The 25285-nt window shown below is 47.0% G+C and carries 24 protein-coding genes; 22 read left to right on the top strand and 2 right to left on the bottom strand.

From position 1 onward, the window contains the following. Positions 1-188 precede the first annotated feature (188 nt). The 9 genes from OCV96_RS18530 (at position 189) to OCV96_RS18490 (ending at position 7026) form a co-directional block, all read left to right on the top strand. The gene (locus tag OCV96_RS18530) at positions 189-1250 is read left to right on the top strand and encodes a PDDEXK nuclease domain-containing protein (protein ID WP_262595128.1); all 1062 of its coding nucleotides are present in this window, start codon (positions 189-191) and stop codon (positions 1248-1250) included. A gap of 27 nt (positions 1251-1277) precedes the next feature. Beyond that, positions 1278-1688: a peptide deformylase gene (locus OCV96_RS18525; RefSeq protein WP_262595127.1), complete on the top strand. Its 411-nt coding sequence runs from the start codon at positions 1278-1280 to the stop codon at positions 1686-1688. Positions 1689-1840: 152 nt separating this feature from the next. Further along, on the top strand, positions 1841-2071 hold the full coding sequence (locus OCV96_RS18520) for a CpXC domain-containing protein (RefSeq protein ID WP_262595126.1): 231 nt from the start codon (positions 1841-1843) through the stop codon (positions 2069-2071). A gap of 237 nt (positions 2072-2308) precedes the next feature. Further along, on the top strand, positions 2309-2578 hold the full coding sequence (locus OCV96_RS18515) for a helix-turn-helix domain-containing protein (RefSeq protein WP_262595125.1): 270 nt from the start codon (positions 2309-2311) through the stop codon (positions 2576-2578). A gap of 36 nt (positions 2579-2614) precedes the next feature. Then, the gene (locus OCV96_RS18510) at positions 2615-3445 is read left to right on the top strand and encodes a metallophosphoesterase (RefSeq protein ID WP_262595124.1); all 831 of its coding nucleotides are present in this window, start codon (positions 2615-2617) and stop codon (positions 3443-3445) included. After that, positions 3432-4298: a TIGR02452 family protein gene (locus tag OCV96_RS18505; protein ID WP_262595123.1), complete on the top strand. Its 867-nt coding sequence runs from the start codon at positions 3432-3434 to the stop codon at positions 4296-4298. The genes OCV96_RS18510 and OCV96_RS18505 overlap by 14 nt, the downstream gene beginning before the upstream one ends. Before the next feature lie 60 nt (positions 4299-4358). After that, positions 4359-5936, top strand: coding sequence for a GGDEF domain-containing protein (locus tag OCV96_RS18500; RefSeq protein ID WP_262595122.1), 1578 nt, complete (start codon positions 4359-4361; stop codon positions 5934-5936). Between the two features lie 119 nt (positions 5937-6055). Continuing rightward, positions 6056-6622, top strand: a complete 567-nt coding sequence (locus OCV96_RS18495; RefSeq protein ID WP_022312952.1) for a biotin transporter BioY — start codon at positions 6056-6058, stop codon at positions 6620-6622. A 14-nt stretch (positions 6623-6636) separates the two neighbouring features. Then, entirely contained in the window at positions 6637-7026 is a 390-nt protein-coding gene (locus OCV96_RS18490) for a DUF1284 domain-containing protein (protein WP_262595121.1), read from the top strand. Between the two features lie 66 nt (positions 7027-7092). On the opposite strand, the gene OCV96_RS18485 is transcribed toward OCV96_RS18490, so the two are convergent. Together OCV96_RS18485 and OCV96_RS18480 are read right to left on the bottom strand one after the other, a co-directional pair. After that, complete coding sequence (locus OCV96_RS18485; RefSeq protein WP_262595120.1) at positions 7093-8010, bottom strand: calcium/sodium antiporter; 918 nt, start codon at positions 8008-8010, stop codon at positions 7093-7095. 284 nt (positions 8011-8294) lie between these two features. Beyond that, positions 8295-9401, bottom strand: coding sequence for an endonuclease/exonuclease/phosphatase family protein (locus OCV96_RS18480; RefSeq protein ID WP_262595119.1), 1107 nt, complete (start codon positions 9399-9401; stop codon positions 8295-8297). A 209-nt stretch (positions 9402-9610) separates the two neighbouring features. Here OCV96_RS18480 and OCV96_RS18475 point away from each other — a divergent pair, with 209 nt between their 5' ends. The 13 genes from OCV96_RS18475 to OCV96_RS18415 all read left to right on the top strand — a co-directional run bounded on the left by OCV96_RS18475 (position 9611) and on the right by OCV96_RS18415 (position 25191). Further along, the gene (locus OCV96_RS18475; RefSeq protein ID WP_262595118.1) at positions 9611-11308 is read left to right on the top strand and encodes a sensor histidine kinase; all 1698 of its coding nucleotides are present in this window, start codon (positions 9611-9613) and stop codon (positions 11306-11308) included. After that, the gene (locus OCV96_RS18470; RefSeq protein ID WP_262595117.1) at positions 11295-12896 is read left to right on the top strand and encodes a response regulator transcription factor; all 1602 of its coding nucleotides are present in this window, start codon (positions 11295-11297) and stop codon (positions 12894-12896) included. The genes OCV96_RS18475 and OCV96_RS18470 overlap by 14 nt, the downstream gene beginning before the upstream one ends. Positions 12897-13076: 180 nt before the next feature. Continuing rightward, positions 13077-14609 (top strand): ABC transporter substrate-binding protein, encoded by a 1533-nt coding sequence (locus tag OCV96_RS18465; protein WP_262595116.1) that lies wholly within the window; start codon positions 13077-13079, stop codon positions 14607-14609. 117 nt (positions 14610-14726) lie between these two features. Then, the gene (locus tag OCV96_RS18460) at positions 14727-15650 is read left to right on the top strand and encodes an ABC transporter permease (protein ID WP_262595115.1); all 924 of its coding nucleotides are present in this window, start codon (positions 14727-14729) and stop codon (positions 15648-15650) included. 12 nt (positions 15651-15662) lie between these two features. Further along, positions 15663-16541 (top strand): carbohydrate ABC transporter permease, encoded by an 879-nt coding sequence (locus OCV96_RS18455; RefSeq protein ID WP_118537447.1) that lies wholly within the window; start codon positions 15663-15665, stop codon positions 16539-16541. Positions 16542-16557: 16 nt separating this feature from the next. Continuing rightward, a complete protein-coding gene (locus OCV96_RS18450; RefSeq protein ID WP_262595114.1) occupies positions 16558-17937 on the top strand; it encodes a GH1 family beta-glucosidase in 1380 nt (459 codons plus the stop codon). A 122-nt stretch (positions 17938-18059) separates the two neighbouring features. Then, positions 18060-18767: a M15 family metallopeptidase gene (locus tag OCV96_RS18445; RefSeq protein WP_262595113.1), complete on the top strand. Its 708-nt coding sequence runs from the start codon at positions 18060-18062 to the stop codon at positions 18765-18767. Then, positions 18760-19923 (top strand): hypothetical protein, encoded by a 1164-nt coding sequence (locus tag OCV96_RS18440; protein ID WP_022312960.1) that lies wholly within the window; start codon positions 18760-18762, stop codon positions 19921-19923. Before OCV96_RS18445 ends, OCV96_RS18440 begins: the two co-directional genes overlap by 8 nt. 7 nt (positions 19924-19930) lie before the next feature. After that, positions 19931-20224: a hypothetical protein gene (locus OCV96_RS18435; RefSeq protein ID WP_022312961.1), complete on the top strand. Its 294-nt coding sequence runs from the start codon at positions 19931-19933 to the stop codon at positions 20222-20224. Positions 20225-20317: 93 nt separating this feature from the next. Continuing rightward, positions 20318-21088, top strand: a complete 771-nt coding sequence (locus OCV96_RS18430; RefSeq protein ID WP_118502165.1) for an alpha/beta fold hydrolase — start codon at positions 20318-20320, stop codon at positions 21086-21088. Then, the gene (locus OCV96_RS18425; protein ID WP_227733511.1) at positions 21085-22662 is read left to right on the top strand and encodes a UDP-N-acetylmuramoyl-tripeptide--D-alanyl-D-alanine ligase; all 1578 of its coding nucleotides are present in this window, start codon (positions 21085-21087) and stop codon (positions 22660-22662) included. The genes OCV96_RS18430 and OCV96_RS18425 overlap by 4 nt, the downstream gene beginning before the upstream one ends. A gap of 75 nt (positions 22663-22737) precedes the next feature. Next, positions 22738-23919 (top strand): D-alanine--D-alanine ligase family protein, encoded by a 1182-nt coding sequence (locus OCV96_RS18420; protein WP_227733512.1) that lies wholly within the window; start codon positions 22738-22740, stop codon positions 23917-23919. 234 nt (positions 23920-24153) lie between these two features. Continuing rightward, complete coding sequence (locus OCV96_RS18415) at positions 24154-25191, top strand: DnaJ C-terminal domain-containing protein (RefSeq protein WP_227733513.1); 1038 nt, start codon at positions 24154-24156, stop codon at positions 25189-25191. The last annotated feature ends 94 nt before the right edge of the window (positions 25192-25285 follow it).

The following is a 25285-nucleotide window of genomic DNA, read 5'->3' as shown; positions in this document are numbered from 1 at the left end:
AACCGTCTGAATTTGGCTATTATGCTACGTTGACAATCCCGGCACAGTTTGCTATCCTCTATGCATAAGCAGTTTTTCTATTTCAAAATTTCTATATCAGTGAGAGTTGATGTCTGTGATTTCAGAGAGAGTCCTGCTTAGTTACCCAATGACAACAATAGATACCTACAGACGGAAGGAAAAGGACAATGAAATTTGAACTTCTTGCAGATAGCATTAAGCAGATAAATGAAAAAGCAAGTTCAGCAGCAAAAAGTGCCGTTAACCAACTTATGACATTGCGAAATTGGGCGATTGGTTATTATATAGTTGAATATGAACAGGATGGCAGTGATAGAGCTGAATATGGTTCTCATCTTTTGAAAAATCTGGAGAAAAAGATTGATTATAAGGGACTGAACGAAACGTTATTTAAGGTTTGCAGGCAGTTTTATAAGGTATATCCACAAATTGGTTCGACAGTGTCGAGCAAATTTAAATTACCGGATTTGGGAAAAAGTTCGACGGTGTCGAACGAATTTGTGACAAATCCGGATGTATTAGTTAATAACTTGTCGTTTTCACATATTCGAGAAATTATGGTACTGAATGATGCGTTTGAAAGATTTTTTTATGAAACAGAATGCATGAAGTGTAATTGGAATGTAAGAGAACTTCGCAGACAGATAAAAACAAATCTTTATGTAAGAGCAGAAATAAGCAAAAATCCGGAAATTTTATTGAAAAAGTCTGTTGGAAATGCAAATGGCACAATGTTATCAATTAAAGATCCATTTACATTTGAATTTCTAGGACTTGATGCAAAGGATGTCGTGTCAGAATCTGATTTAGAACAAGCTCTTATGGAGCATTTAAAGGAATTTATTCTTGAACTCGGAGAGGGGTTCTGCTTTGAGGCCAGACAAAAGCGAATTGTAATAGACGATAAATACTATTTTATAGACCTTGTTTTTTATAATCGACTTTTACACTGTAATGTTATTATTGAACTTAAAAATGATGAGTTCAAACATGAGGATTTAGGACAGCTTAATGCTTATGTGGGGTATTATAAGAAAAATGAAATGACGGAAGGAGATAATCCCCCGGTGGGAATACTATTATGTACGGAGAAAGGTTCTCAGATGGTAGAGTATGCATTATCTGGCATGGATAATCAATTATTTGTTTCAACTTATATGTTGCATTTGCCGGACAAGAAGAGGCTAGAAGAATTTATGTTAAAAGAGATAGAAGAAATGGGAATGTAAAGCTTATATGGAAGGAGTGTAAAACAAATGATAAAGAAAATCACACGCGATCCAATGTTTTTAACACAGAAATCCGAGAATGCCACGGAGGTGGACGCACAGGTAGTGACAGATCTGCTGGATACTCTGAGAGCGAATCTGGATCATTGTGTCGGAATGGCGGCAAATATGATAGGGGTTCGGAAAAATATTATTGCAGTGGCAGCAGGCCCGTTTCAATTTGCCATGATCAATCCGGTGATCACGAAAAAGCTGCGTCCGTACCAGACAGAGGAAGGATGTCTGTCACTGGAAGGTGTGAGACCCTGCACGAGATACGAAGAGATTGAAGTGGATTACCTGGATAGCAATTTCAGGAAACAGCATGGCAAATACACCGGCTGGACAGCCCAGATCATCCAACATGAAGTAGATCATTGTTGTGGTGTGGTGATATAACATTGGCAAGTCAGGTATGGAAGTTTATCACACACAATGATTGGAATAACTCCTGTAAACTTTACCTGAAACGGTATTTCTTTCCATGCAGTATGCTAATATTATCCTACAGCAAGGAGAGAGCAAGAGAGCCCATAGGATGAGGAACAAAAATGCAGGTACGTGAAGTGATTTGTCCTTCCTGCAGCCATCGTTTCATGTGGATGGATGTCGAAGAGGGACCGACGATCAAAAAATACCGGTCTGTAGAGACCGGAGAGACATTCCATGCGGCAGTATGCCCTCAGTGCGGGAAACGCGTGATATTGTTACCGGACAGGATACGCGCAGTGTTGCCAGGAACGGAAGATAACCTGGAAATGATGTGGGAGAGAGGACTATGAAATTATGGCTGGCAGAACGTGAGACCTTTTATCCGGTGGAGATCCATACGGCCAACCCGGTGGGAGAGCCAACATGGAGAGGATTCTGACCAGATACTGGGGAGAACAGTACTGGTAGGAAATTTTGTGATAATTTAACCAACGGTTAATAGGCAAAAGAGATTCTTTGTGTTATAGTAAAAGTCTACGGAAAGACGGATATGCAACTGGATGCTGTACGGCATCGGAAGGAGGCGTATGATGGGAAGACCGCATTTTGACATTGTGGCCAGCGGCGCACGGATGAGAGCAATCCGTCAGGAGCGGAAGATCTCCGTGAAGCAGGTCATGGAATACATGGGCTTTGAATCTACGCAGGCCGTGTATAAATGGGAAGCCGGAAAGTGCTTTCCCCAGGCCGACAATTTGATTGCTTTAGCTATTTTGTATCGTGTAAGCCCGATGGAGCTTTTGGTAGAAGAGGACCTGGTGCCCTCTTCTAGTCATATCTGGGGAAATGCCGCATAGTGCGGAATGGAAGAGAAGGTGCACAGGGAGAGCAGTATGATTTACATAACGGGAGATACCCACGGGGATTTCACAAAATTTTCCGCGAAAAGATTACGGAGAACCGGCATGGAACTGACAAAAGAAGATTACATCATTATCTGCGGAGATTTTGGACTGTGCTGGGCGAAGGATAAAACTTTTGAGTATCATTGTAAAAATTTTGCGGAGAAACCTTACACCATTCTGTGGGTACAGGGAAACCATGAAAACTATGATATGATCGGGGAATATCCGCTGGAAGAATGGCATGGCGGGAAAGCGCGGCACATTATCCGGGACAAGGTGATATTGCTGGAACGGGGACAGGTCTTCGAGATTGACGGCAAGACCTTTTTCACTTTCGGAGGGGCATCTTCCCATGACATTCAGGGAGGAATTCTGGATCGTCAGACGGTGGATTTCGCAGAACAGAAGCGCAGGGCAGACCGGAATTATCTTCCCTACCGGATCCTTCAGGAAAGCTGGTGGCCCCAGGAGCTGCCGACAGAGGGAGAACTGCAGGAGGGCCTGCGCAATCTGGAACGATATCACTACGAGGTAGATTATGTGATCACACACTGTTGTGCCAGCACGCTGCAGGACCGGATCAATGCCGGGACGGGACGCTCCTGTGCCCCGGATCTGCTGACGGACTATCTGGGGTCTTTGGAACAGAAGCTGCATTACAGGCATTGGTATTTCGGCCATTATCACCGGGACTGTCAGCCGGATGACAAGCACACGCTGGTATACTATGCGATACTGCCGCTGGAACAGAAGGAAAGTGCAGTTGCAGTGCCAGTGCCGGGACAGATGGGAGGAGAAACGGATCATGGCAAGGGATGAGAATGTTAGAATTTTTCAGGATACAGAAAAACGGGTAAAGGAAGATCCGGGGCTGCAAGAGGCAGTGAAGCGCTCTGTGGCAGAACAGGTGCTGATCCCGGAGATGATGGAAGTCACGGACCTGATGCCGGAGCTTGCACAGAATCGTGACAGATATGAGAAGGATGCGGAAATCATAGTGTCGAAGAAGCGAAGCTATGAGGCAGCTGCCGGGTATCCGGGAGAAAGGGTATGTGTTCACAATTTTGCATCAGCGACGAATCCCGGAGGTGGTGTGACCAAGGGAAGCTCTGCCCAGGAGGAATGCCTGTGCCGCTGCTCCACCCTGTATTTTTGTCTGAATACGAAGGAAATGTGGGCAGGCTTTTATTCTCCACACAGATATGCGCAGGATCCGATCCACAATGATGACTGCATCTATACGCCGGAAGTCATTGTATTCAAATCCGATACTGCGTCACCGGCACCACTTCCGGAATCAGATTGGTATTCTGTGAATGTGATCACCTGTGCAGCACCGAATCTGCGTCTGCTCCCGGCCAATGGGATGAATCTCGGAGACGGTAATAAGACCGTGAAGATGACGAGAGCACAGCAGCAGGCATTGCATGAGAAGCGTCTGACCAGAATTCTGGATGTGGCCGTGGCGGGAGGCAATGAAGTGGTCATTCTGGGGGCGTTCGGATGCGGAGCTTTTGAGAATGATCCGGAGGCTGTGGCAGCTGCGTTTTCCAATGTGATCGCTCGTTACAGAAAATGTTTTAAAACCATAGAACTGGCCATATATTGTTCCCTCCGGGATGAGCAGAATTATAATATTTTCAAACGTGAGATAGATACGATACTGTGTTGACAAATAATAAGAAAATTAGTACTATAGTACCAAACGGATCGTTGGATATTGAGGGAAGTAATGGAGAAGGAACAGGGAAAGCTTATTATAATTGTATCAGTCGTATTTGCTATGGTGCTTCTGTGCATGATCTGCACCTCAGACAGTGTGCCGGAGGTAAAGCCATTACAGGCATGTACGCCGGACGCAGTCAGCGTCTTGGATGACGGCAGGGAGCTGTACGATTTTATATTGGATCAAAACGATGATGAGACGAACTCGATCGTGTTTTATTCGACACATCAGGAGATTGTGGTGTATGCAGATGGGAAGCTGATCTATCAGCTGGATGCTGTACCCGGCATATGGGGAAATACTCCGGGCTGGACTTGGAATATTGTCAGGTTTTCAAGTAATGTGAGCAGCTTGCAGGTACAGTTCACCCCTTGTTATCCGGAAACGGCAGGCCAGCAGAAGACGTTTTATATCGGTGGCGGCTATAATATCTATCGTTGGGTGATGCGCCGGGCAATGCCTGCCTTTCTCATCAGCATGATGGTGATACTGATAGGATTGTATATTAGTATTTATTGGATCGTTATCCGCTGCGGAAGCCGGATCGACGGAACCTTATTGTATCTGGGTATTTTTTCGATCCTGCTTGGAACATGGTCGGCCAATGAGACGGATGTGGCAACGCTGCTCCTGGCCAACAGGCAGGGATGCTCTTATCTGGCATTTGCTACGCTCATGCTGTTGCCGATGTCCTTTATCCTGTTTGTGAAGAGCTTTCTGGAGATCAGGGATGACCGGTTTTGTAGAATTATCTGTAATGCTAATCTGGCATTGATCGTCCTGACGCATATACTGAATGCAACAGAGATATATGAGTTCCGGAGAAGCCTGTGGATGACGCATGCGTTGATCATTCTGATGATTCTATACCTGCTGGTGGTCATCTGTAGCAAAATTGCCAGAAGGCAGCTGGATCAGAGGCTGAAGGCATGTGTAGGGGCACTGCTGCTTGTATTTTTTGCTACCATTGTAGATGTGAGTGGTTATTATAAAACCAGCAATGATGTAGGTGTCTTTGGCAGAATCTCTTTCTTGATCTTTATTGTGGTGCTGGGAATAGAATCCGCCAGACAGACGGTTGCCCGGCTGAAAAAAGGTCGCAGGGTGGAGGAGCTGGAACAGTTTGCCCTGAATGATTCCATGACCGGCATGTACAATCGAAATGCTTATGATTATTTTGTGAAAAATGAGAAGGATTTTGAAGGGTATGTCATAGTGACCTTTGACCTGAATAATCTTAAGCAGTGTAACGATCAATATGGCCATAGGGTAGGGGATGAGTATATTATCAACGCGGCACATATCATAGAGGACAATTGTGAACGCTATGGGAAATGTTATCGCATTGGCGGAGATGAATTCTGCTGTATCATTCCGAAGGGAAGATATTTTAAGATAGAACGTGTGATGCATAAGATCGATCAGGATGTAGAGATCTTGAATCATAAGAACATCATTCCCGTTCCTGTGGGAATTGCCTATGGGTATGCTGTATTCACGGCGGATGATACGGATCCGGAGAAGGTGCGTGAGCGTGCAGATGAGGATATGTACCGGAATAAGAAGGCGATGAAGCAGTCCTGACCAGAGAATCTACTCAATTGTTAACCATATTATAAAAAGGTTGACAATTGAAAAACACCATGCTATTCTAACAGAGGTTTTTATAAAAGACATCTGACAGAAAGGCATGGTTTTTTATTATGACAACACAGACAACAACTCGTAGCAAGACTTATGACATGGTGTACATTGCGGTATTTGCGGTTCTGATCGCGATCTGCTCCTGGATCTCCATCCCGATGACGGTTCCTTTTACATTACAGACCTTCGCAGTATTCCTGGCAGTCGGCGTACTGGGTGGTAAGAGAGGAAGCCTTGCGGTATTGATCTATATTTTACTGGGTGCAGTAGGTATTCCTGTATTCGCCGGGTTCTCCGGTGGTATCGGTGTTCTGCTGGGTAACACCGGTGGTTACATTGTCGGATTTTTATTCTCTGCATTAGTAATGTGGCTGATCGAGAAGCTGTTCGGACGTAAGACATGGGTGCTTGGTGTGTCCATGGTACTGGGTCTGATCGTGTGCTATGCTATCGGAACGGTGTGGTTCATGGTGGTATACGCACAGAACTCCGGTGCAGTCGGCCTTGCTACCGTTCTGGGCTGGTGCGTTATTCCTTTCATCATTCCGGATCTGGTGAAGATCGCACTGGCACTGACACTGAGCAAGAGACTGTCTAAGGCCCTGAAGCTGAACGGACAGGAATAAAGGATACACTGGATATGGAAGTGACAACAACTTACCGGATCCGTCCGCATCACGGCATGTGCCTGTATTTTTTCGAAGGGAAGGGATACAGTGAAGGGTTCACTAAGCATATGGCGGAGGTGAAGGAATGGCTTCTGGGGAAAAATGGACTGGCATCCCTGCAGCTGGTCGGAGCGACGGATGAGATCTGCAGCGCCTGCCCCCATAATAAGGGTGGCAGCTGCGAGTCTGCGGAGAAGGTAGACCGGTATGATGCGGGTGTATTGAAATACACCGGATTAAAGGCAGGGCAGGAAATGACTTTTGCGGAATTTGAGCGGATCGTGGAAGAGAAGATTCTGCAGCCGGGATATGGCAAGGTCATCTGCGGAGACTGCCAGTGGAGAGATATCTGCCACAAATAGCCTGAATAGGATAAAAAAGCGCACCTCCCCCAGGTGCGCTTTTTTAGTGCGTCTATAGCCACACTGTTATCTCACGAAGAGGTAAGCCGTATATGCAACATACAGAAGAACGCACACAGCCCCCTCACTGCGGGTCATGCGTCTGCCGGTACGGGCGAATACGAAAAGCAGAATGGCACTGCCAAGGAGCAGTACGGTGTCGATGACGGACTCTCCGAGGACATGCAGAGGGCTGATTACCGCGGACATTCCGAGGATAAACAGGATGTTGAACAGGTTGGAGCCGATGGCATTGCCCAGCGCCAGCCCGCTGTCTCCCTTTTTCGTGGCAACGATGGAGGTCACCAGCTCAGGCAGGGAGGTGCCGATGGCGATAATGGTCAGTCCGATGAAATTCTGACTGACACCAAAATTCGTAGCTATGATGCAGGCTTTATCTACCACCAGATCCCCACCGAAGATAACGGCAGCCAGACCTCCGGCAATATACAAAAGGCTGCGGGGAAGAGAGAGAATCTTGCCGGGTTCGCCCTCTTCTCTGTTTTTCCGGGCAGAATAGATCATAAATCCCAGATATACGATCATGCCCAGCAACAGGACAGCACCTTCAATGCGGCTTAAGCTGCCATCGAAAAACATCAGACATAATACGACAGTTACCAGGATATTTAACGGCATATCCCGCTTCAGGATCTCTCCGTGGGGCATAAAGCTGTGCAGGAATGCACAGATACCTACCACCACCAGACCATTGAAGATATTTGATCCGACGACATTACTGATGGCGATATCATTACTGCCAGCCAGGGCAGCATTGATGCTGACGGAAGCCTCCGGCGCGCTGGTGCCCATGGCCACGATGGTCAGTCCGATGATGACGCTGGGGACCTTCAGGATCCCCGCCAGGGAGGAGCTTCCCTCCACGAAAAAGTCTGCACCTTTGATCAGAAGTATAAATCCTACGAGTAACAATATGTATTCCATAAGCTGTCCTTTCCTGCAGCAAGCGTCTGTATTCTTAGAAAAAAGTATAAAAATAGAGACTTTTACCGCATCAAAAATGATCGATAAAAGTCTCGTTACTTACAATAATAACCGGTCCGACGGACGTGATGACGATTATCATTCCGGACAGCTTCATGTATCATTCGGTTACCATTCTGGGTTACCATTCTATCAGAAACCATCCGGGAACTACTCCCTCTTAACTGTGCCCTCATTCTACAAAAAAGGACAAGCACTGTCAACAGACTTTGTAAATCTTGACACTATTTTAACATGAACTCCATCTTCACGGGATCATGGTCGGAGTAGGAATAGCCGGTGTTTACATTCTCATAGGACAGGCACTCGATATTGTCGGAGATAATAAATCCGTCCAAAGTTACGGTATAAGTTACACCGGGGACATATTCCATATCTGCGTTTCTGGCACTGTTCCAAAGTGCCGCCTGTTCCTCAGAACTCAATAGATCCAGACAGAAGGCAAAATGCTCCGGCAGTTCGGTTCTGGGAAAAGGAAAAGCCCAGGACTCACAGTTTTCCGCATCTTCCTCGGAAGCCTTCAGGTCGTGGTTAAAGTCGCCGCCGCAGAGCATATAATTGCCGGCTTCGTATTCTTTTGCCATATCATTGCACAGCATCTCAATCTGTCCCTGGCGGATGGCATCGCTGTTGCCGTAGGCGGACATGTGCAGATTGAAAATCACCAGTTCTTTCCCGTTATCCACCGGGATCCGGGAGACGCTGTAGCAGCGGTCCAGATCGAAGAACTTGCTGAAGGAAGTGGAGATGGGGAAGCTTCGGCGCAGAGCAGAAGACACCGGGTACTTGGAAAACAGGCCGAGACCGGATTTGCTGCTACCGTGGGGCTGGGTAAACGGATAAAACAGGAAAGCGGAATCATAATTCTGTGCAAATACCGTAGTGTACCCGGACAGACTCTGACGCAGCATTTCGTATTCATTCGTATGATAGCTTCTGGTGGCATCCAGATCGATCTCCTGGATCAGCGCAAAATCCGGGTCTAATGACTTCACCAGCTCTCCCGCACCGTTTATGGCATACTGTACGGTCTCCGGGCTCTCCGCCCAGGAGGAGGTACCGCCGTCCATGAAGAAGCTGTAATCCGGCAGATAAGCACCGAAACCGATGTTGTAGGTCACTGCGGAATATTCCGTATCCGTAGCCAGCACCGCAGCCGCACCTGTGGTAGTATCGTCGACCGGTGCCTCCACCACCAGTTCCTGATTGTCCTCGATCCTGTAATAACTGGCATAGAGGTAGACGATGTAAGCCAACAGTGCGAGGATGAGGATCCCCAGCACGATACACATGGTTTTTACTAACGTTTTACATAAATTTTTCTTTTTCATATCCTCATTTTAACAAGCCTTGCGGGAAATGGCAAACAGGAATATTTTATTTGTTATTTGTGTGGTCTTATGCTAAACTGGTGCTGGACTATATTTGGCATCCAGGAATTCTCCGGTTTTGAGGAAGCGGGGTTGGCTGTTCAGCCGTCTGCCGGCTGGTACGCCGGTCAGACCGTAATAAGAATCTGAAAGTATAACATTATAAAGAAATGAAAAGAGTAAGAAAACGTTTATTGCTGACCGTATGCGCTATGGTGCTGCCTCTTGCGGTGACACTGATCATATATAATATTTATTCTATGACAGCGCTGAACCGGCAGGCTGCCCAGAGCGCAGCCGGTACCGGCTATATTTACGAACAATTTTATGAGAAAAGTATTAAAACGGTCCAGTCTTATATGATCTCGGAAATGGTAGGAAATGATTTCAGGAGACTCAATTATCCGTTGGAGTCATTACAGGCTTATCTGTGCGGGCAGAACATTCTGGAAGATTTTACAAAATATCTGACTTCGGATGTGGATGGACTGGTGGCACTGGAATTTTATTCGGAGAGTAACGATCTGGTCCGGATCAAACATGCCACGGGTACTCGCTATGTGCAGACCAAACAGTCTGGAATATGTCGGGCTGTTTATGAGGAGATGAAGCAGGGGGAACTGAATAGTGACTGGTATGTGATTCCGGTGGGGGATGACTATTTCCTGATCCGGATTCTGAAATACGGCTCGATGTATATCGGTGCGGTCATGGATTTCGACCAGTTTATGAAGCCCTCCTCGGAAGTTGAGGGAAGATCGTCTTATCTGGTCTATGCAACGCAGGACGGACAGGCGCTGAATCAGAAAAATCTGTTGGAAGAGAAACAGATCGAACTGAAACAGAATTCCAAGGGTTATTACATCACGGGGAAAGGAATGGAGCGATACCTTGTGGTGCATGAGCAACTGCCCTACGGTGATCTGGTGCAGTATTACATCAGTCCCTACGGAAGCTTCTGGAACTATATGGGAGCTTTGCAGTGGTTTCTGCTGTTTTGCAGCTTTATTTTTATTCTGCTGATCCCGATTCTGTATTTTTATATGTATCGTTTCTTCGTGGCACCCTTAGAGGGATTGAAAGCAACCATGGAAGAGATCGCTGAGGGTGATCTGAATGCCTATGCGGAGGAAAACAGTGATGTGGAGGAATTCCGTCTGATGGCGACTACCTTTAATCACATGATGGATCAGATCCAGAAGCTGAAGATCGATGCCTATGAGCAGGAGCGCAGGATTCAGAATGCAACGATTCAGTATTTACAGATTCAGATCCGCCCCCACTTTTTTCTGAACTGCCTGAAGAATTTCTATGCGCTGGCGGAGCAGAAGGAATACCACTCCATTCAGGAACTGACGCTGGCGCTGTCTTCTTACCTCAGAAAAGTGATTACTTATGAGGAAGATACCATTAGTGTCCGGAAAGAGATGGAGAGTGTGGAATCCTACCTGAAACTGTCACAGCTGGGGTTGTCCGTACCGGTGAATTACAACATTGCCGTGGACGAAAAACTGGAAGAATTTCAGATCCTGCCGTTGTCGGTGCTGACTTTCGTGGAGAATGCAGTGAAATACGGTGTACAGTCCCAAAAAACACTGCTCATCAGTATTCGGGTATCGTTACTCCCTGGAGAGACGCCGGAGGATACTTATGTGTGTATTACGATTCTGGACAACGGTCCCGGTTTTCCGGAAGATGTACTGCATTTTCTGAACAAGGAAGAATTCGCAGAAGAGAAGACCGTGGGGATCGGTATCCAGAATGTCTGGAAACGTATTAAAATACGTTATGAGGAAAAAGCAACAATATTATATAGCAACTCGAACGGAGCTTGTGTGGAGATGTATTTACCCTATGGAAAATATTAATGTATTAATAGTAGATGATCAGATCAATGTGGTAAGCGGTGTCATGTTTGGGGTGCATTGGGATCGTCTGGGGATTTCGCAGATATACAAGGCATATAATGCCTATGAAGCAAAACAGGTCCTGTTGGAGAAGCCGGTGGATATCATGCTGTGCGACATTGAAATGCCGGTGGAAAACGGGCTGAGCCTGTTGGCATGGTGTAGAAAGCAGGAAATAGATGTGGAGACGATCTTCCTGACGGCACATGCGGACTTCCTGTATGCCAAAGAGGCTGTGGCGCTGGGAAGCTTTGACTATATTTTACAGCCTGCGAGATATGAAGAGATCGAGGATGCCGTGGGAAGAGCGACGGAGAAGATCCGGATGAAACAGCGGGTCAACGAGGATTCCCGCTACGGACAGCTGCTGAAGAATAAAAAGGGGGTTGTCCTGGGGGCAATGTTGGCGGATCTGTTCTCGGAGGAGAAGAATGACAAGGAAATAGCCATGCACAACCTCGAAGAAATAGGAATCTGTGTGACGGAAAATTCCAGACTGAGCCTGCTGGATGTGGTTCGTTGGGGAAAGGGACTGGAGAACTGGGATCAGACGCTGTTATATGATACGATTTCCAATGTGCTGGAAGAACTGTTCTACCCTTACGCCTGGAAAGCACTTCTCTGCCAGCAGGAAAAGGGAATCTATTATGTACTTCTGTGCACCGACAGTGCAGCAGAACTGAATGAAGAATCCATGTATCATCAGATGGAGCGTTTTCAGATTACCTTTCAGAAATTTTTCGACTGTGGAGTTGCCATATATTACGGTGCATTGGAGGATCGGCAGGCGGTCTGGGAACTAGTGCGGATTCTGAAAAAAGCCGACCAGAACAATGTTGGACGCAAAGAAGGAATCTACAATGTGCAGGAGAGCAAGCAGAAGGAACGGAAAGCAGAGGAACACTACTGCGAGAACTGGGTACAACTTCTGGAAAATGAACTGTATGATACCGTGGTAAAAGACGCTTCGGATACCTTGCAGAGATTGGCGGCGGAGGATCAACTGAATTCCAAAAATTTGATGCGGTTTTACCAGAAGATTATGGGTGTAATCTATCTGGTACTCCAGAAATTAAATATGGATATGGAGCAGTTGTTCCCGGAGGAAGAGATCATGCAACGTGCCATGTCTGCCTATGCTTACACGGAAGATACGCTATGGCTGGTAAAATATGTGACGGCGAGACTGCATGAACTGCGGAATACGGAGTCGGGGAAGGAGACCCAGATCGATGAGATATTCCAATACATCCGAAGCCACATGGATGAGGATATCAAGAGGGATGATATTGCCGATGCGGTGCACCTGAACGCCAATTATATTTCTGTGTTGTTTAAAAACAAAACGGGAATGTCATTAAAAGAATATATTATCTCAGAGAAAATGACACTTGCCCGGAACATGGTCCGAGAGACGGTGTTACCCATCAGTGTGATCGCCATGAAAGTGGGATATACCAACTTTTCCCATTTTTCCCAAAGCTATAAGAAAATCAACGGGGTTTCGCCTACGGAGGATCGGGAAGAGATCGGGCGCACAAACGAATAGTATTTTCAAAATGTCACATTTTTTACAATAGAATGTGACATTTTTGATATTCCGGAATGCGGAAAGTAAAAAAACTTATTTTTTTGACACAAACAACATTTTTAACAGATAGATACGATTGTGGGATTTTTTTATAATGAACTCATCATCAATGAAGACCTACGAAGGGAGAAGAAACTTATGAAAATCAAAAAGTTATTGGCAACAGGACTTGCTACCGCGATGGCAGTAACGACTCTTGCAGGATGCGGATCTACCGCAGATAACAACGCTTCACAGAGTGCAGGCGCAGACAGTGTGGCAGGAAGCACACAGACGGCAGCGTCAAATGATGATGTGACCACCATTACCATCTACGCGTTCAATAATTCCACCACGGAGGCTGCAGAAAAGGTTGCGGCAGCAGTAAGCGAGATCACAGAGCCCGCCATAGGTGTAAAAGTAAACCTTCTGACTGGTGTAAACTCAGAGCAGCTGAATCTGGCACTGGCTTCCGGAGAAGATCTGGATTTGTTCTTCGCAATGCCTTGGCAGGTATCCATGTCCACCATGGCAACTACAAACCAGATTGTTGCCATGGATGATCTGCTGGCAGAATATGCACCGGATGTATTGTCCGGTATCTCCGAGGATGACTGGCGGTGCTCTACCGTATCCGGAAGTATCTACGGAGTACCGATGAACAAGGATAAGGCACAGGGGCGTGGCTTTGAAATGGTAAAATCCATTGCGGATGAATTGGGAATCGACTACTCCACTCCATGGACTTACGAAGATTTGGATGCCAATCTAAGAAAAGTAAAAGAAGCATATCCGGATATGTATCCCCTGGTTCCCAACACCGGAACAATGATCTATCCGGCATGGGCATGTGACGTGCTGAGTGATGATCTGGGCGTACTGGAAAATGCACTTTCCGACAGTACCCAAGTAGTGAATTTCTACGATACAGATTCCTTCAAGGAATATTGCAAGTGGGTATACCAATGGGCACAGGAAGGTCTGATGATGCCGGATGCAGTCAATACCACAGAAGGGTATCAGGAATTCTTCAACTCAGGTGTCGGTTTTGGTACTTTCACTTCCTTCAAGGCAGGATTTGAAGCAGAAGAGACAAGAAAATGCGGTAAAGACATCGTAGTAGTACAGATGGAGAACGGTGCACCCCATTCTACCACAAGCATGGTAAATGCAAGCTGGTGCATTGCTAATAACAGCAAGAACCCTGAAAAGGCAATGCAGATGCTGAATTTGATGTACACCAACCCTGAAGTATCCAACCTGTTAGTTAACGGTATCGAAGGCGACAACTGGGTATTCGCAGATGAGAGCAAGGGTGTGATCACCTATCCGGAAGGTGTGGATTCTTCCAATACTTCATACTCTTCCGTAGGTTGGGCTTGGCCTAATGAACAGATTACCTATGTATGGGAAGGTGATGATCCTGATGTATGGGAGCAACTGGGTGAGTTCAATAAGAATGCACAGCCCTCTCCTGCAAAAGGATTTGTATGGGATAATTCGGAAGTACTGAATGAAGTAACTGCATGTAACAATGTAGTAGAGAAATATCGTGCAGGTCTGTTGACCGGATGTTTGGATCCTGAGACAGCTATCCCCCAGATGAATCAGGAACTGGATGCAGCAGGTATCAACACCATTATCGAAGCTAAGCAGGCACAGCTGGATGCATGGCTTGCAGAGCAGAACTAAAGCACTACAAATCATAAAAATAATCGTCCAAACCTAAAATATAAGCTTTGAAGCCAAAAGAGGTCCCGCCAGTTCTTTGGTGGGACCTCTTTCAAAAGAAAGGAACAGGTAATACTCATGAATAAGAAGAGTACTTTCGTAAAATGGAGACGTTATCTTCCTTTATATCTCATGTTGATCCCCGGTGCTGTATACATTTTTATCAACAACTATATCCCCATGGCGGGACTGATCATGGCATTTGAAAAATATGATTACAAACTGGGAATGTTTAAGAGCCCGAAGATCGGACTTGACAACTTTACTTATCTATTTGCCACAAAAGATGCACTGAATATTACCAGAAACACATTATTATATAATGCAATATTTATTATCCTGGGGAATATCCTGGCCATTACGGTAGCAATTCTGTTAAATGACGTGAGATCCAAGACGAAGAAAAAACTATATCAGACGCTGATTCTGATCCCTTATCTGATCTCCACAGTCATCGTCAGTTATATTGTATATGGCTTTTTAAATACACAGAACGGATTCATTAATAACTCTATTTTGGAGCCTTTGGGCAAGAATGGCATCGCCTGGTATTCACAGCCAAAGTATTGGCCTTTAATTATTACATTTGTCTATCTATGGAAAAATTTCGGCTACAGCAGCATCATCTATTTCGCAACGGTGGTGGGAATCGACAAGACCTATTATGAAGCGGCGGTGATTGACGGAGCTACCAGATGGCAGCAGGTCAGATATGTGACACTATCCAGTCTGAAACCCACAATCATCACGCTGGTGCTGATGTCCATCGGACGTATTTTCTATTCAGACTTCGGCCTGTTTTATCAGGTACCCATGAACAGCGGAGCCTTGATCGATGTGACCAATACGATCGACACTTATGTATATCGCGGACTAACAACACTGAACAACGTGGGTATGTCTGCGGCAGCAGGCTTCTATCAGTCCATCGTTGGATTCATTCTGGTACTGACCGCCAATATGATCGTCCGCAAGGTCAGCCGTGAAAATGCACTGTTTTAAGGAGATGAGATTATGGTCATAAAAGATACAAAATACCAGGTTGTAATCAATACCGTATTAATTATATTGTCTCTGATGTGTGTCATGCCGTTTATACTGTTGCTCAGTTCTTCCATCACTTCAGAGACGGCACTGGTGAAGACAGGCTACCGGTTCTGGCCCACGGAGATCGACCTGTCCGCCTATAAATATTTGCTGATGGACAGTACCTCCATTGTCAGAGGCTACGCAATATCCTTTTTCGTGACAATTGTGGGAACACTGACGAGCCTGATGCTGACTACTTTATACGCTTACCCGCTGTCCAGAAAAAATCTGCCAGGAAGAAATATTTTTGCCTTTTATATTTTCTTTACCATGTTGTTCAACGGTGGACTAGTGCCTGGCTACATGATGTGGACACAGATGTTCCATATTAAAAATACGATATTTGCTCTGATCGTTCCCGGTTTGTTGTTAAACGCATTTAATGTCATTATGATGCGCACATACTTTACGACAAACATCCCGGAGGAAGTCCTCGAAGCGGCAAGGATCGACGGTGGTGGAGAACTCTACATCCTCACTAAAGTAGTACTTCCTATGTCGAAACCCATTATCGTGACGTTGGTACTGCTGATCGGACTGTCTTACTGGAATGACTGGCTGAATGGTCTGTACTATGTGAACCGGGATAATCTGTACAGTATTCAGGTATTGCTGAAGAAGATGATGGATGATATTGAGATGATAAAAAAGGCTTCCGCAGCCGGAGCAAGTACCATGAAGATGCCCTCCATTTCCATTCGTATGGCAGTGGCGGTTATGGGAGCACTGCCTATCATGTGTGTCTACCCATTCTTCCAGAAGTACTTTGTCAAAGGTATTGTCATCGGAGCAGTAAAAGGATAAATAAGGAGGAAACGGAATGAGCTTTCGCAAAGATTTTGCTTGGGGCGCGGCAACAGCAGCTTACCAGATTGAAGGAGCCGCTTATGAGGACGGCAGAGGAGAATCCGTTTGGGATGTGCATTGCCATGACACGCGTAAGAACCCTGAAGGAAAACAGAATATTTTAGACGGAGAGACAGGTGATGTGTCTTGTGATTTTTACCATCATTATGAGGAAGACATTCAGAGAATGAAGAATATGGGACTGAAAGCATTCCGCTTTTCCATCAGCTGGTCCAGAGTATTGCCAGACGGTACGGGACGGGTGAATGAAAAAGGACTGCAGTTTTACAGTGATTTGGTGGATGCTTTGCTAGAGGCGGAAATTGAACCCTGGGTTACTTTATTCCACTGGGATTTTCCCCAGCAATTACAGATTCGCGGGGGATGGCAGAATCCCGAGAGCCCCGAGTGGTTTGCAGAATATACGAAGGTAATCGTGGACAGACTCTCCGACAGAGTGTCCCACTGGATGACATTAAATGAGCCCCAGTGCCATCTGATTATCGGACATGTGCAGGGAAACTGTGCTCCGAAGTTACGGCTCACCGAGCCGGAGTATCTGCTGGCAATCCATAATCACCTGAAAGCCCACGGCAGAGCGGTGCAGGTCATCCGAAAATATGCGAAGAAAAAGCCTGAGATCGGTGTGGCATTCTGCTTCGGAAGTTCGGTGCCTGTAAGCGACCAACCTGAGGATGTGAAAGCAGCAAGAATTGCCACCCTGTGGGAAGATACGAAGGACCTGTGGGCAGTCTCCTGGTGGCTGGATCCCGTCATTTTAGGACATTATCCGGAGAAAGGCATGGAAGCCTATGGCGAGAATTGCCCGGAGGAGTTACGGAATCCGGAAGACCTGAAACTGATCTCGGAACCGTTGGATTTCCTGGGAATCAATGTCTACCAGAGCGGACGAGTGGAATCGGATGGTCAGGGGGGATATCGCGAGGCGAAGAATCCCTGCGGAGCACCGGTGACTGCAATGAAGTGGCAGGTGACACCGGAGAGTCTGTATTATGTACCGAAGTTCCTGCAGGAAAAATACAAACTTCCCATCGTAATTACGGAGAACGGACTGTCCTGTCCCGACTGGGTATTCCTGGACGGTAAGGTTCATGATCCTATGCGAATCGACTTTATGCACCGCTATTTAAGCTGCCTGAAAAAAGCGGCAGAGGAGGGAACTGATATCTGGGGTTATTTTGCCTGGTCAGCTATCGATAACATGGAGTGGAACAACGGTTATACGGAGAGATTCGGACTAATCTATGTGGATTACACCACTCAAAAGAGGATCCTTAAGGACTCCGCATACTGGTACCGCGAGGTGATTGAATCGAACGGTGAAAATCTGTAAACGAAAATAAAAAAGAGACTGCTATTTTGATATGCAGTCTCTTTTTTGATGCACCAGACACTTGCCATATTTAGTGGAAAAGGGGTATTATGATAAATATAAATAATAAGGAGGCTGATCCCATGAGGCCGATACCGGTGATCGGGGATCCGGAGCGCTATATAGACAGTGCGTTTGTGGATTCCGCGTTTATAGAATTGAAAAGTTGTGATCTGTGGGATGTGAAAATGCTGTATCCGATCCTGCATATGGACCATGCGGAAGAGAAGTGCTTCGTCCGTAAGGAGATGTATGAGAGGCTGGTGAAGGCGGCGGGGAATCTGCCGGATGGTTACCGGTTCCGCATCTGGGATGCCTGGCGCCCCTTTGCGCTGCAGCATGAATTGTTTGAAAAGTATTCTGTGGACATCATCCGGGATTTTCGTTTAGAAGAGTTGCCGGAGGCAAAAAGGAGAGCTGCGATCTGCAAATTTGTCTCGGACCCGGTACCGGATACAAAGGTGCCTCCCGCCCATACCACCGGAGGAGCCATTGATCTGACGCTTCTGGATCCGGAGGGCAGAGAGCTTCCTATGGGATGTGGATTCGATGCTTTTACGGATAAGACCTGTGCAGCGTATTTTGAGGCACCGGAGCATGTACAGGGGGCAGAGGACGAGCAGGTCCGTGAAAATCGCCGTCTGCTTTATTATGCTATGATAGATGCGGGATTTACCAATCTGCCGTCGGAATGGTGGCATTATGATTACGGTGACCGGTTCTGGGCATATTACAGGAAACAGCCGGCCATCTATGAGGGTGTATTTACGAGGGAGGAAATTCATGGATAATCAGAAACAAAAGAAGAAAAAAAGTGTGATGGACACCTTGTCCGCCACTATGGTACTGGTGTTGATCGCACTGTTGCTGGTGTTTGTGGGATATACCTATCTGGCACTGAAGAACGGTTACACGCTGGATGACCTGATTGACAATATCGTGGGGAATCTCATCGGTGTGCTGGCGGCATTTCTGTTATTCGATATACTGAATAACAAGCTGACCCAGGATGCCTACGCCAGAGAGACCTCCCAGCAGATCACCAAGACGCTGATGGGGGAGCCGGAGATCCTGGATTCCTTCAGCGATGAAGATAAAAAGACTTTCCTGAAATCCACCATTACCTCCATGATAAAGGATGAAGATGCGGTGGATATGCTTTCTACCAATATGGAGAAATATTTTGACAGGGCAAGAGGCGCCAGGATCCGGAAAATGTTCGATTACACGATCAATCTGGAGCCGAATCTGACAGAGGAATATGTGAAAGCCGGTTTCCCCGGAGCCACAGACGGAAAGTATTACCTGATCGATGAGGAATTGAAGTTCAGCGTAAAATGTCTGGGAGGAACAGACGAGAACTACACGGGCGATGTGATCAGACTTGGATTTGCCTATGATAAAAAGAGTCTGGACGGTGGATTGCTGGAGACCGGACAGGATGCGGATTTTACCAAGAGCATTTTCAATGAGGATCTGGTGGTGAAACCGGAGGCTGTGGACTTCATCAACAGTATTCCCGCGGACAAGGTCCGGGATGTGATCAATGATCTGTTCATGCCGATTTTGCGAATTGACAACAGCGGAGATAATGACGACGAAGCGCAGTTTGAAGTAGAACGCAAGAGCAACGGATTTATCCTGAAATTCAAGTTGGATTTTGACCGCAACGAGGCAAGCGGGGAGCATCTAGTCAGCATCTATTTCAAGATGCCCCGGGTATGGAACTCTATTTTCGAGGTGACTCTGGTGGATCCGACCAAGGAGCCCCATATCAAGCTGAAATACAAGAATGGAATGGATGTCACTATGTATTCCTATCTCAATAAGGAAAGCACTGCCAATGTCGGAGCCTGCATCCAGAGAGCCGGACTCTATGACATTGCGATCAAGGACGAGTGGATCTACCCCAAGAGCGGCGTGATCTTCCATATTAAGAAGGCGTAGAATAAATATGAAACCAAGATCTCCCCAAAGTATGCAATTATATAAAATGCTCCTATCCCGCGGGTATCCGGAGTCCTTCTGTGATCTGGTGACGAAGAATCTGAATACGGATTTTACGGCGAGCCGTATGATCGGTTATCTGTGTCATTATTCTGATCTGCCGCCGGAGGAGATCGCGGACGAAATGCTGGCGATCTTAAGTGACCGCAATCGTATTATGCAGAAGAAAGAACTGGAAAGTAATAATGCGGAATGGAATCGTATTCTGATGCAGGGACTGGACACGGAGGACGAAACCTGAGGAAATAAACGGATTTGTTTTCGGTTGCCATTGTAGCAGATTCCGATTATAATAAAAGATTGTAACAGCAATGACACTGAATTGAGGTTTTCAATGAATATAGTAGTAGACGGATATAATATATGTTATAAAACAACCGGTACCGGCGATAAGACAGTCGTGATCTTACAGGGCTGGGGGACGGATCTGGGAGTGTATGATTCCGTAGCCGGTGTGATAGACGGCAGCAGGTACCGTGTGATCCAGTTTGATTTCCCGGGCTTCGGCGGCAGCGATGAACCGAAGGAACCCTGGGATGTGGACGGATTTGCGGATTTTTTCTGCAGATTTATGGAAGTAATGCAGGTAAAGCAGGCCACCCTCATCGGGCATTCCTACGGCGGACGAGTGATCATCAAGCTGGCAGCCAGAGAGAGCATCCCTTTTGAGATCACTAACATTATCCTGATCGACAGTGCCGGTGTCCTGCCGGTGCGGACTACTGCACAGAAATGGAAGATCCGCAAGTACAAGATCCTGAAGAAATTCCTGAACATGAAGCTGATCTATGCTATGTTCCCGGAGGTGATCGATGACTGGAGGAGCCGACAGGGATCGGCAGACTACCGCAATGCGACACCCATGATGCGTCAGTGTATGGTGAAGGCGGTGAATGAGGATCTGACGGAGCTGCTTCCGAAGATCCGTCAGGAAGTGCTGCTGATCTGGGGAGATCAGGATACGGCAACTCCTATCCGGGATGCACATATTATGGAAGAGAAGATACCCAACTGCGGCCTGGCAGTGATCCCGGGAACCGGTCATTTTTCTTTCCTTGAGAAGCCGGCACAGTTCCGGGGAATTATGGAGGCATATTTGCAATGATCATACGTGTGCTGATAGCGGTCGTGCTTGCTGTTCCGGCATATTTTTATACCATGCGGTATAATATGCATATGTTCCAGCAGAACGGCTATAAGAATAAAGAACACCTTCACTGGCTGAAGAAGAAGTTCCGGCTGCAATGGATTCTCTATTTTGGTCTGGCACTGGGCATTGTAACCTGTGTGTTTCCGTACCTTGCCCTTGAAATCTTCGAGTATCTGGTACTGTTCGTGATCATCGTGGTATATCGTGCCATGAAGCGGATGAATACGAAGAAAAAGCTGGTGTATACTGCCCGGGTCAAGAGATTGCTCACTACGGAGCTGATCCTTACGGCTGCGGTATTCGCTCTGGTGTGTGGATTGGGCGGAATGAAGCGGATCCCGGGACTGTGCCTGATTCTGGTATCTGTGAATCTGTTTCTGGATATTGTGGCGAATGTCATCAATCATCCCATGGAGGCGGGGATCAATCAGCATTATATCAATGATGCTGTGAGAAAGCTGAAAAGCGTCCCGGAACTTACCGTCATCGGTGTGACCGGCAGCTACGGCAAGACCAGTGTAAAGTTCTATTTGCAGACATTATTGCAGGAAAAATATAATGTACTGGTGACACCGGAGAGTTTCAATACGCCTATGGGTGTGGTGCGGACCATCCGCGGTTCCCTGAAGCCTACCACAGAGATTTTTGTCTGTGAGATGGGTGCCCGCCATGTGGGCGATATCAAGGAGATCTGCGATATGGTGCATCCCGATCACGGTGTGATCACATCTATCGGACCACAGCATTTAGAGACCTTTTTTAACATGGAGAATATTCAGAAGACGAAGTTCGAGCTGGCGGATGCCCTGCCGGAAGGCGGCATGCTGTTCTTGAACGGTGACAACGATTATATTCAGCAGCAGGCAGCTTCTCCCGCGTATGATCAGACCCCGGAGAAGATCTTCTATTATTCCGAGACGGAAGGGACAGGATACTGTGCCAAAGATGTGAAGGTATCCCAGTTAGGTACGGAGTTCACCGTAGTGACCCCGGACGGCGAGAGCGAGAGATTCCAGATGCGTCTCATCGGTGCCCACAATGTCATCAATGTGGTGGGGGCTATCGCGGTCGCTCATAAAATGGGTATGACGCTGCAGGAACTGCGGATCCCGGTACGCCGGATCGAGCCGGTACCCCATCGTATGCAGATGCGGGAGCACGGTCTGGTGACGATCATCGATGATGCTTACAATTCCAACCCTGTAGGTTCCAGGGCAGCGGTCGAGACGCTGGCTATGTTTGACGGTATCCGGATCCTGATCACGCCGGGCATGGTGGAGCTGGGTGATAAGGAAGCGGAATACAATCATAAATTCGGTAACTACGCAGCGGATTGCTGCGATTACATCCTGTTAGTGGGCAGACGACATACCGAGCCCATCAGGGAGGGCGTGCTGGAGAAGGGATTTCCGGAAGAGAAATGCCTGGTATTCGACAAGCTGGAGGAAGCTGTATCTTACGCCTATGCCATTAAAGGGCAGGGACATAAGTATATTTTATTAGAGAATGACCTGACGGATAACTATTAGAAGATTCAGAGGCAATTTTGTGAAAGAGGTTCCGGATAGTTGGCAGAGAGTAGGAAAATTCAGGAGGGAAAATAAATGAAGACAAGAGTAGCAATGCTGTTTGGCGGCAAGAGTGTAGAACACGAAGTATCCGTGATCTCCGGTATCCAGGCTGTCATGAACATGGATACTGACAAATACGAAGTAATCCCGGTCTATATGACCAAGCGCAATGAAATGTACATCGGTGAGGAGATCGGCAAGATCGAATCCTACAAAAATATCGATGAACTGTTGAAAAAGTCCCAGAGAGTCATCATGACCAACGAGGACGGCAAGGTATTCCTGACTCCGTTCCCGGTGAAGATGTTCGGCGGAAAGAAAGCCGTGGAGATCGATGTGGCTTTCCCGGTAGTGCATGGTACCAACGTAGAGGACGGCGCTTTCCAGGGTTACCTGAAGACCATGGGTATCCCCTTCGTGGGCTGTGATGTGACCGCATCTGCCATCGGCATGGACAAATACATCATGAAAGCTGTATTAAAGGAGTGTGATGTTCCGGTACTGGATGCGCAGCTGTATACGCTGTCGGATTATGCGCAGATAGAGATTCTGCTCGACAAAGTGGAAAAAGGACTGGGATATCCGGTGATCGTAAAACCTGTCAACTTAGGCTCCAGCGTAGGTATCAGCGTGGCAAAGAACCGCGTGGAACTGACCCACTCCGTCGATGATGCGTTCAAGTATGCGACCAAAGTGCTGGTGGAGCACGCCATCACCAATTTACGTGAGATCAACTGCTCCGTACTGGGAGATGAGAATGATGCCATCGCCTCTGAGTGTGAAGAACCCCTGCATACCAAAGATATCTTAAGCTATGAAGACAAATATGTCAGCAATGCCAAAGGCAGCGGTTCCAAGGGCATGGCCAGCGTATCCCGCAAGATCCCCGCAGAGCTGTCTCCCGAGAAGAGAGAAGAGGTGCGCGAGCTGGCAGTCAGATCTTTCAAGGCACTGGGCTGTAACGGTGTGTCCCGTATCGACTTTATGATCGACGAGGACAACGGCAAGCTGTATTTTAACGAGATCAATACCATTCCCGGATCTCTGGCTTTCTATCTGTGGGATCCGGTGGGCGTTCCTTACAAAGAGCTTTTGGACCGTATGATCCAGCTGTCTTTGAAGAGAGCCCGCACCGAAGAGAGACTGACCTTTACTTTTGATACCAACATCTTGAATTCCGCAAGCTTTGGCGGTTCTAAGGGTGGTAAACTGTAATAGCCGGTTTATGGATTTTATGATTATTTAATATATTTTTTAGCACTCACATCTTGCGAGTGCTAAGCAGTAGTGATAATATAATCTCTGTAAGAGGAACAAGCGACTGCAACAGCAGACAATTGTTTGAAAAGAGATGTGAAGTGGTCAGCCGCGCAGGAAACTGTGTGGCTGATTTTTACATGGAAAACGTCTTGGTTGTGTGGCTCACCGGTTGGGCAGAATGGAGGGAATATGACGAAGACAACAAAAAGAGATTATTATGAAGTACTGGGTGTCAGCAAGACAGCGGACGCCGCAGCGATAAAAAAAGCATACCGGAAGCTGGCGAAAAAATACCATCCGGATACCAATGCAGGAGACCCTGTGGCAGAGGAGAAGCTGAAGGAAGTCAATGAGGCTTACGATGTGCTGGGGGATGAAAAAAAGAAGAAATTATATGATACTTACGGTTTTGCTGCTTTCCAGGAGGGATTTAACGAGGAGGCAGCCAGACAGTATCAGGAGCAGTTTAAGAACGGAGGAGGTTTCCACTACAATGGAGGTACCGGCGGCTTCGGCACCGATGGATTCGGCGGCTTTGGCAACGGCACGTTCCATTACAGCACCGGAGGAAGCGGTTTCGGTACCGGTGATTTCGGCAGCTTCGGCGGGGATGAGGATATTTTTGACAATCTGTTCGGTCAGTATTTCAAGGGACAGAAAGGCTCCGGACGGGGCAGCCGGGCGAACTACCGCAGCAAAGGTCAGGATGTGGAATCCGGCATCACCATCAGCTTTGACGAAGCAATGCATGGTTGCGACAAGACCTTTACCTTAAGAGATCCGGTTACCGGCAAGTCCGAATCCGTGCAGGTGCACATTCCGGCAGGTATCGATACCGGTAAAAGTATCCGCCTGAAAGGTAAGGGTGGTGAAGGTTACTCCGGCGGTGAGAGCGGTGACCTGTATCTGAAGGTGACGGTACAGGAGAAGCCGGGCTGGGAGCGTAGAGGACAGGATCTGTATACCACGGTCAATATCCCCTATACTACCGCAGCCCTGGGTGGCGAGATCCGTGTACCCACGTTGTACGGCGATGTCATGTGCAAAGTGAAGGAAGGTACGCAGTCCGGAAGTAAGATCCGTCTGAAAGGCAAGGGTGTGGTATCCATGAAGGATAAAAATGCCCACGGCGATCAGTATGTCGTGATCCAGATTCAGGTGCCTAAGAATCTGACCCCGGCAGCAAAAGAAAAATTACAGGAATACAAGAAGGTCAGTGGATTTTGATCCACTGGCCTCAGACTGTAGACAAAGCTCCTTCCTGTGAGGGAGCTTTTCTTGTGTCATGACTGCAAAAATTATGTACTTACAAGCATATAAG

The sequence above is a fragment of the Waltera acetigignens genome, assembly GCF_025567015.1.
Taxonomy (GTDB): Bacteria; Bacillota; Clostridia; order Lachnospirales; family Lachnospiraceae; genus Acetatifactor; species Acetatifactor acetigignens.
Note: the sequence above shows the minus strand (reverse complement) of the source record. Positions and strands in the feature narration are given on the sequence as shown.

Coding starts and splice junctions, on each gene's coding strand:
- OCV96_RS18530 (WP_262595128.1), top strand. CDS start 189: ATGAAATTTGAACTTCTTGCAGATAGCATTAAGCAGATAAATGAAAAA.
- OCV96_RS18525 (WP_262595127.1), top strand. CDS start 1,278: ATGATAAAGAAAATCACACGCGATCCAATGTTTTTAACACAGAAATCC.
- OCV96_RS18520 (WP_262595126.1), top strand. CDS start 1,841: ATGCAGGTACGTGAAGTGATTTGTCCTTCCTGCAGCCATCGTTTCATG.
- OCV96_RS18515 (WP_262595125.1), top strand. CDS start 2,309: ATGATGGGAAGACCGCATTTTGACATTGTGGCCAGCGGCGCACGGATG.
- OCV96_RS18510 (WP_262595124.1), top strand. CDS start 2,615: ATGATTTACATAACGGGAGATACCCACGGGGATTTCACAAAATTTTCC.
- OCV96_RS18505 (WP_262595123.1), top strand. CDS start 3,432: ATGGCAAGGGATGAGAATGTTAGAATTTTTCAGGATACAGAAAAACGG.
- OCV96_RS18500 (WP_262595122.1), top strand. CDS start 4,359: ATGGAGAAGGAACAGGGAAAGCTTATTATAATTGTATCAGTCGTATTT.
- OCV96_RS18495 (WP_022312952.1), top strand. CDS start 6,056: ATGACAACACAGACAACAACTCGTAGCAAGACTTATGACATGGTGTAC.
- OCV96_RS18490 (WP_262595121.1), top strand. CDS start 6,637: ATGGAAGTGACAACAACTTACCGGATCCGTCCGCATCACGGCATGTGC.
- OCV96_RS18485 (WP_262595120.1), bottom strand. CDS start 8,010: ATGGAATACATATTGTTACTCGTAGGATTTATACTTCTGATCAAAGGT.
- OCV96_RS18480 (WP_262595119.1), bottom strand. CDS start 9,401: ATGAAAAAGAAAAATTTATGTAAAACGTTAGTAAAAACCATGTGTATC.
- OCV96_RS18475 (WP_262595118.1), top strand. CDS start 9,611: ATGAAAAGAGTAAGAAAACGTTTATTGCTGACCGTATGCGCTATGGTG.
- OCV96_RS18470 (WP_262595117.1), top strand. CDS start 11,295: ATGGAAAATATTAATGTATTAATAGTAGATGATCAGATCAATGTGGTA.
- OCV96_RS18465 (WP_262595116.1), top strand. CDS start 13,077: ATGAAAATCAAAAAGTTATTGGCAACAGGACTTGCTACCGCGATGGCA.
- OCV96_RS18460 (WP_262595115.1), top strand. CDS start 14,727: ATGAATAAGAAGAGTACTTTCGTAAAATGGAGACGTTATCTTCCTTTA.
- OCV96_RS18455 (WP_118537447.1), top strand. CDS start 15,663: ATGGTCATAAAAGATACAAAATACCAGGTTGTAATCAATACCGTATTA.
- OCV96_RS18450 (WP_262595114.1), top strand. CDS start 16,558: ATGAGCTTTCGCAAAGATTTTGCTTGGGGCGCGGCAACAGCAGCTTAC.
- OCV96_RS18445 (WP_262595113.1), top strand. CDS start 18,060: ATGAGGCCGATACCGGTGATCGGGGATCCGGAGCGCTATATAGACAGT.
- OCV96_RS18440 (WP_022312960.1), top strand. CDS start 18,760: ATGGATAATCAGAAACAAAAGAAGAAAAAAAGTGTGATGGACACCTTG.
- OCV96_RS18435 (WP_022312961.1), top strand. CDS start 19,931: ATGAAACCAAGATCTCCCCAAAGTATGCAATTATATAAAATGCTCCTA.
- OCV96_RS18430 (WP_118502165.1), top strand. CDS start 20,318: ATGAATATAGTAGTAGACGGATATAATATATGTTATAAAACAACCGGT.
- OCV96_RS18425 (WP_227733511.1), top strand. CDS start 21,085: ATGATCATACGTGTGCTGATAGCGGTCGTGCTTGCTGTTCCGGCATAT.
- OCV96_RS18420 (WP_227733512.1), top strand. CDS start 22,738: ATGAAGACAAGAGTAGCAATGCTGTTTGGCGGCAAGAGTGTAGAACAC.
- OCV96_RS18415 (WP_227733513.1), top strand. CDS start 24,154: ATGACGAAGACAACAAAAAGAGATTATTATGAAGTACTGGGTGTCAGC.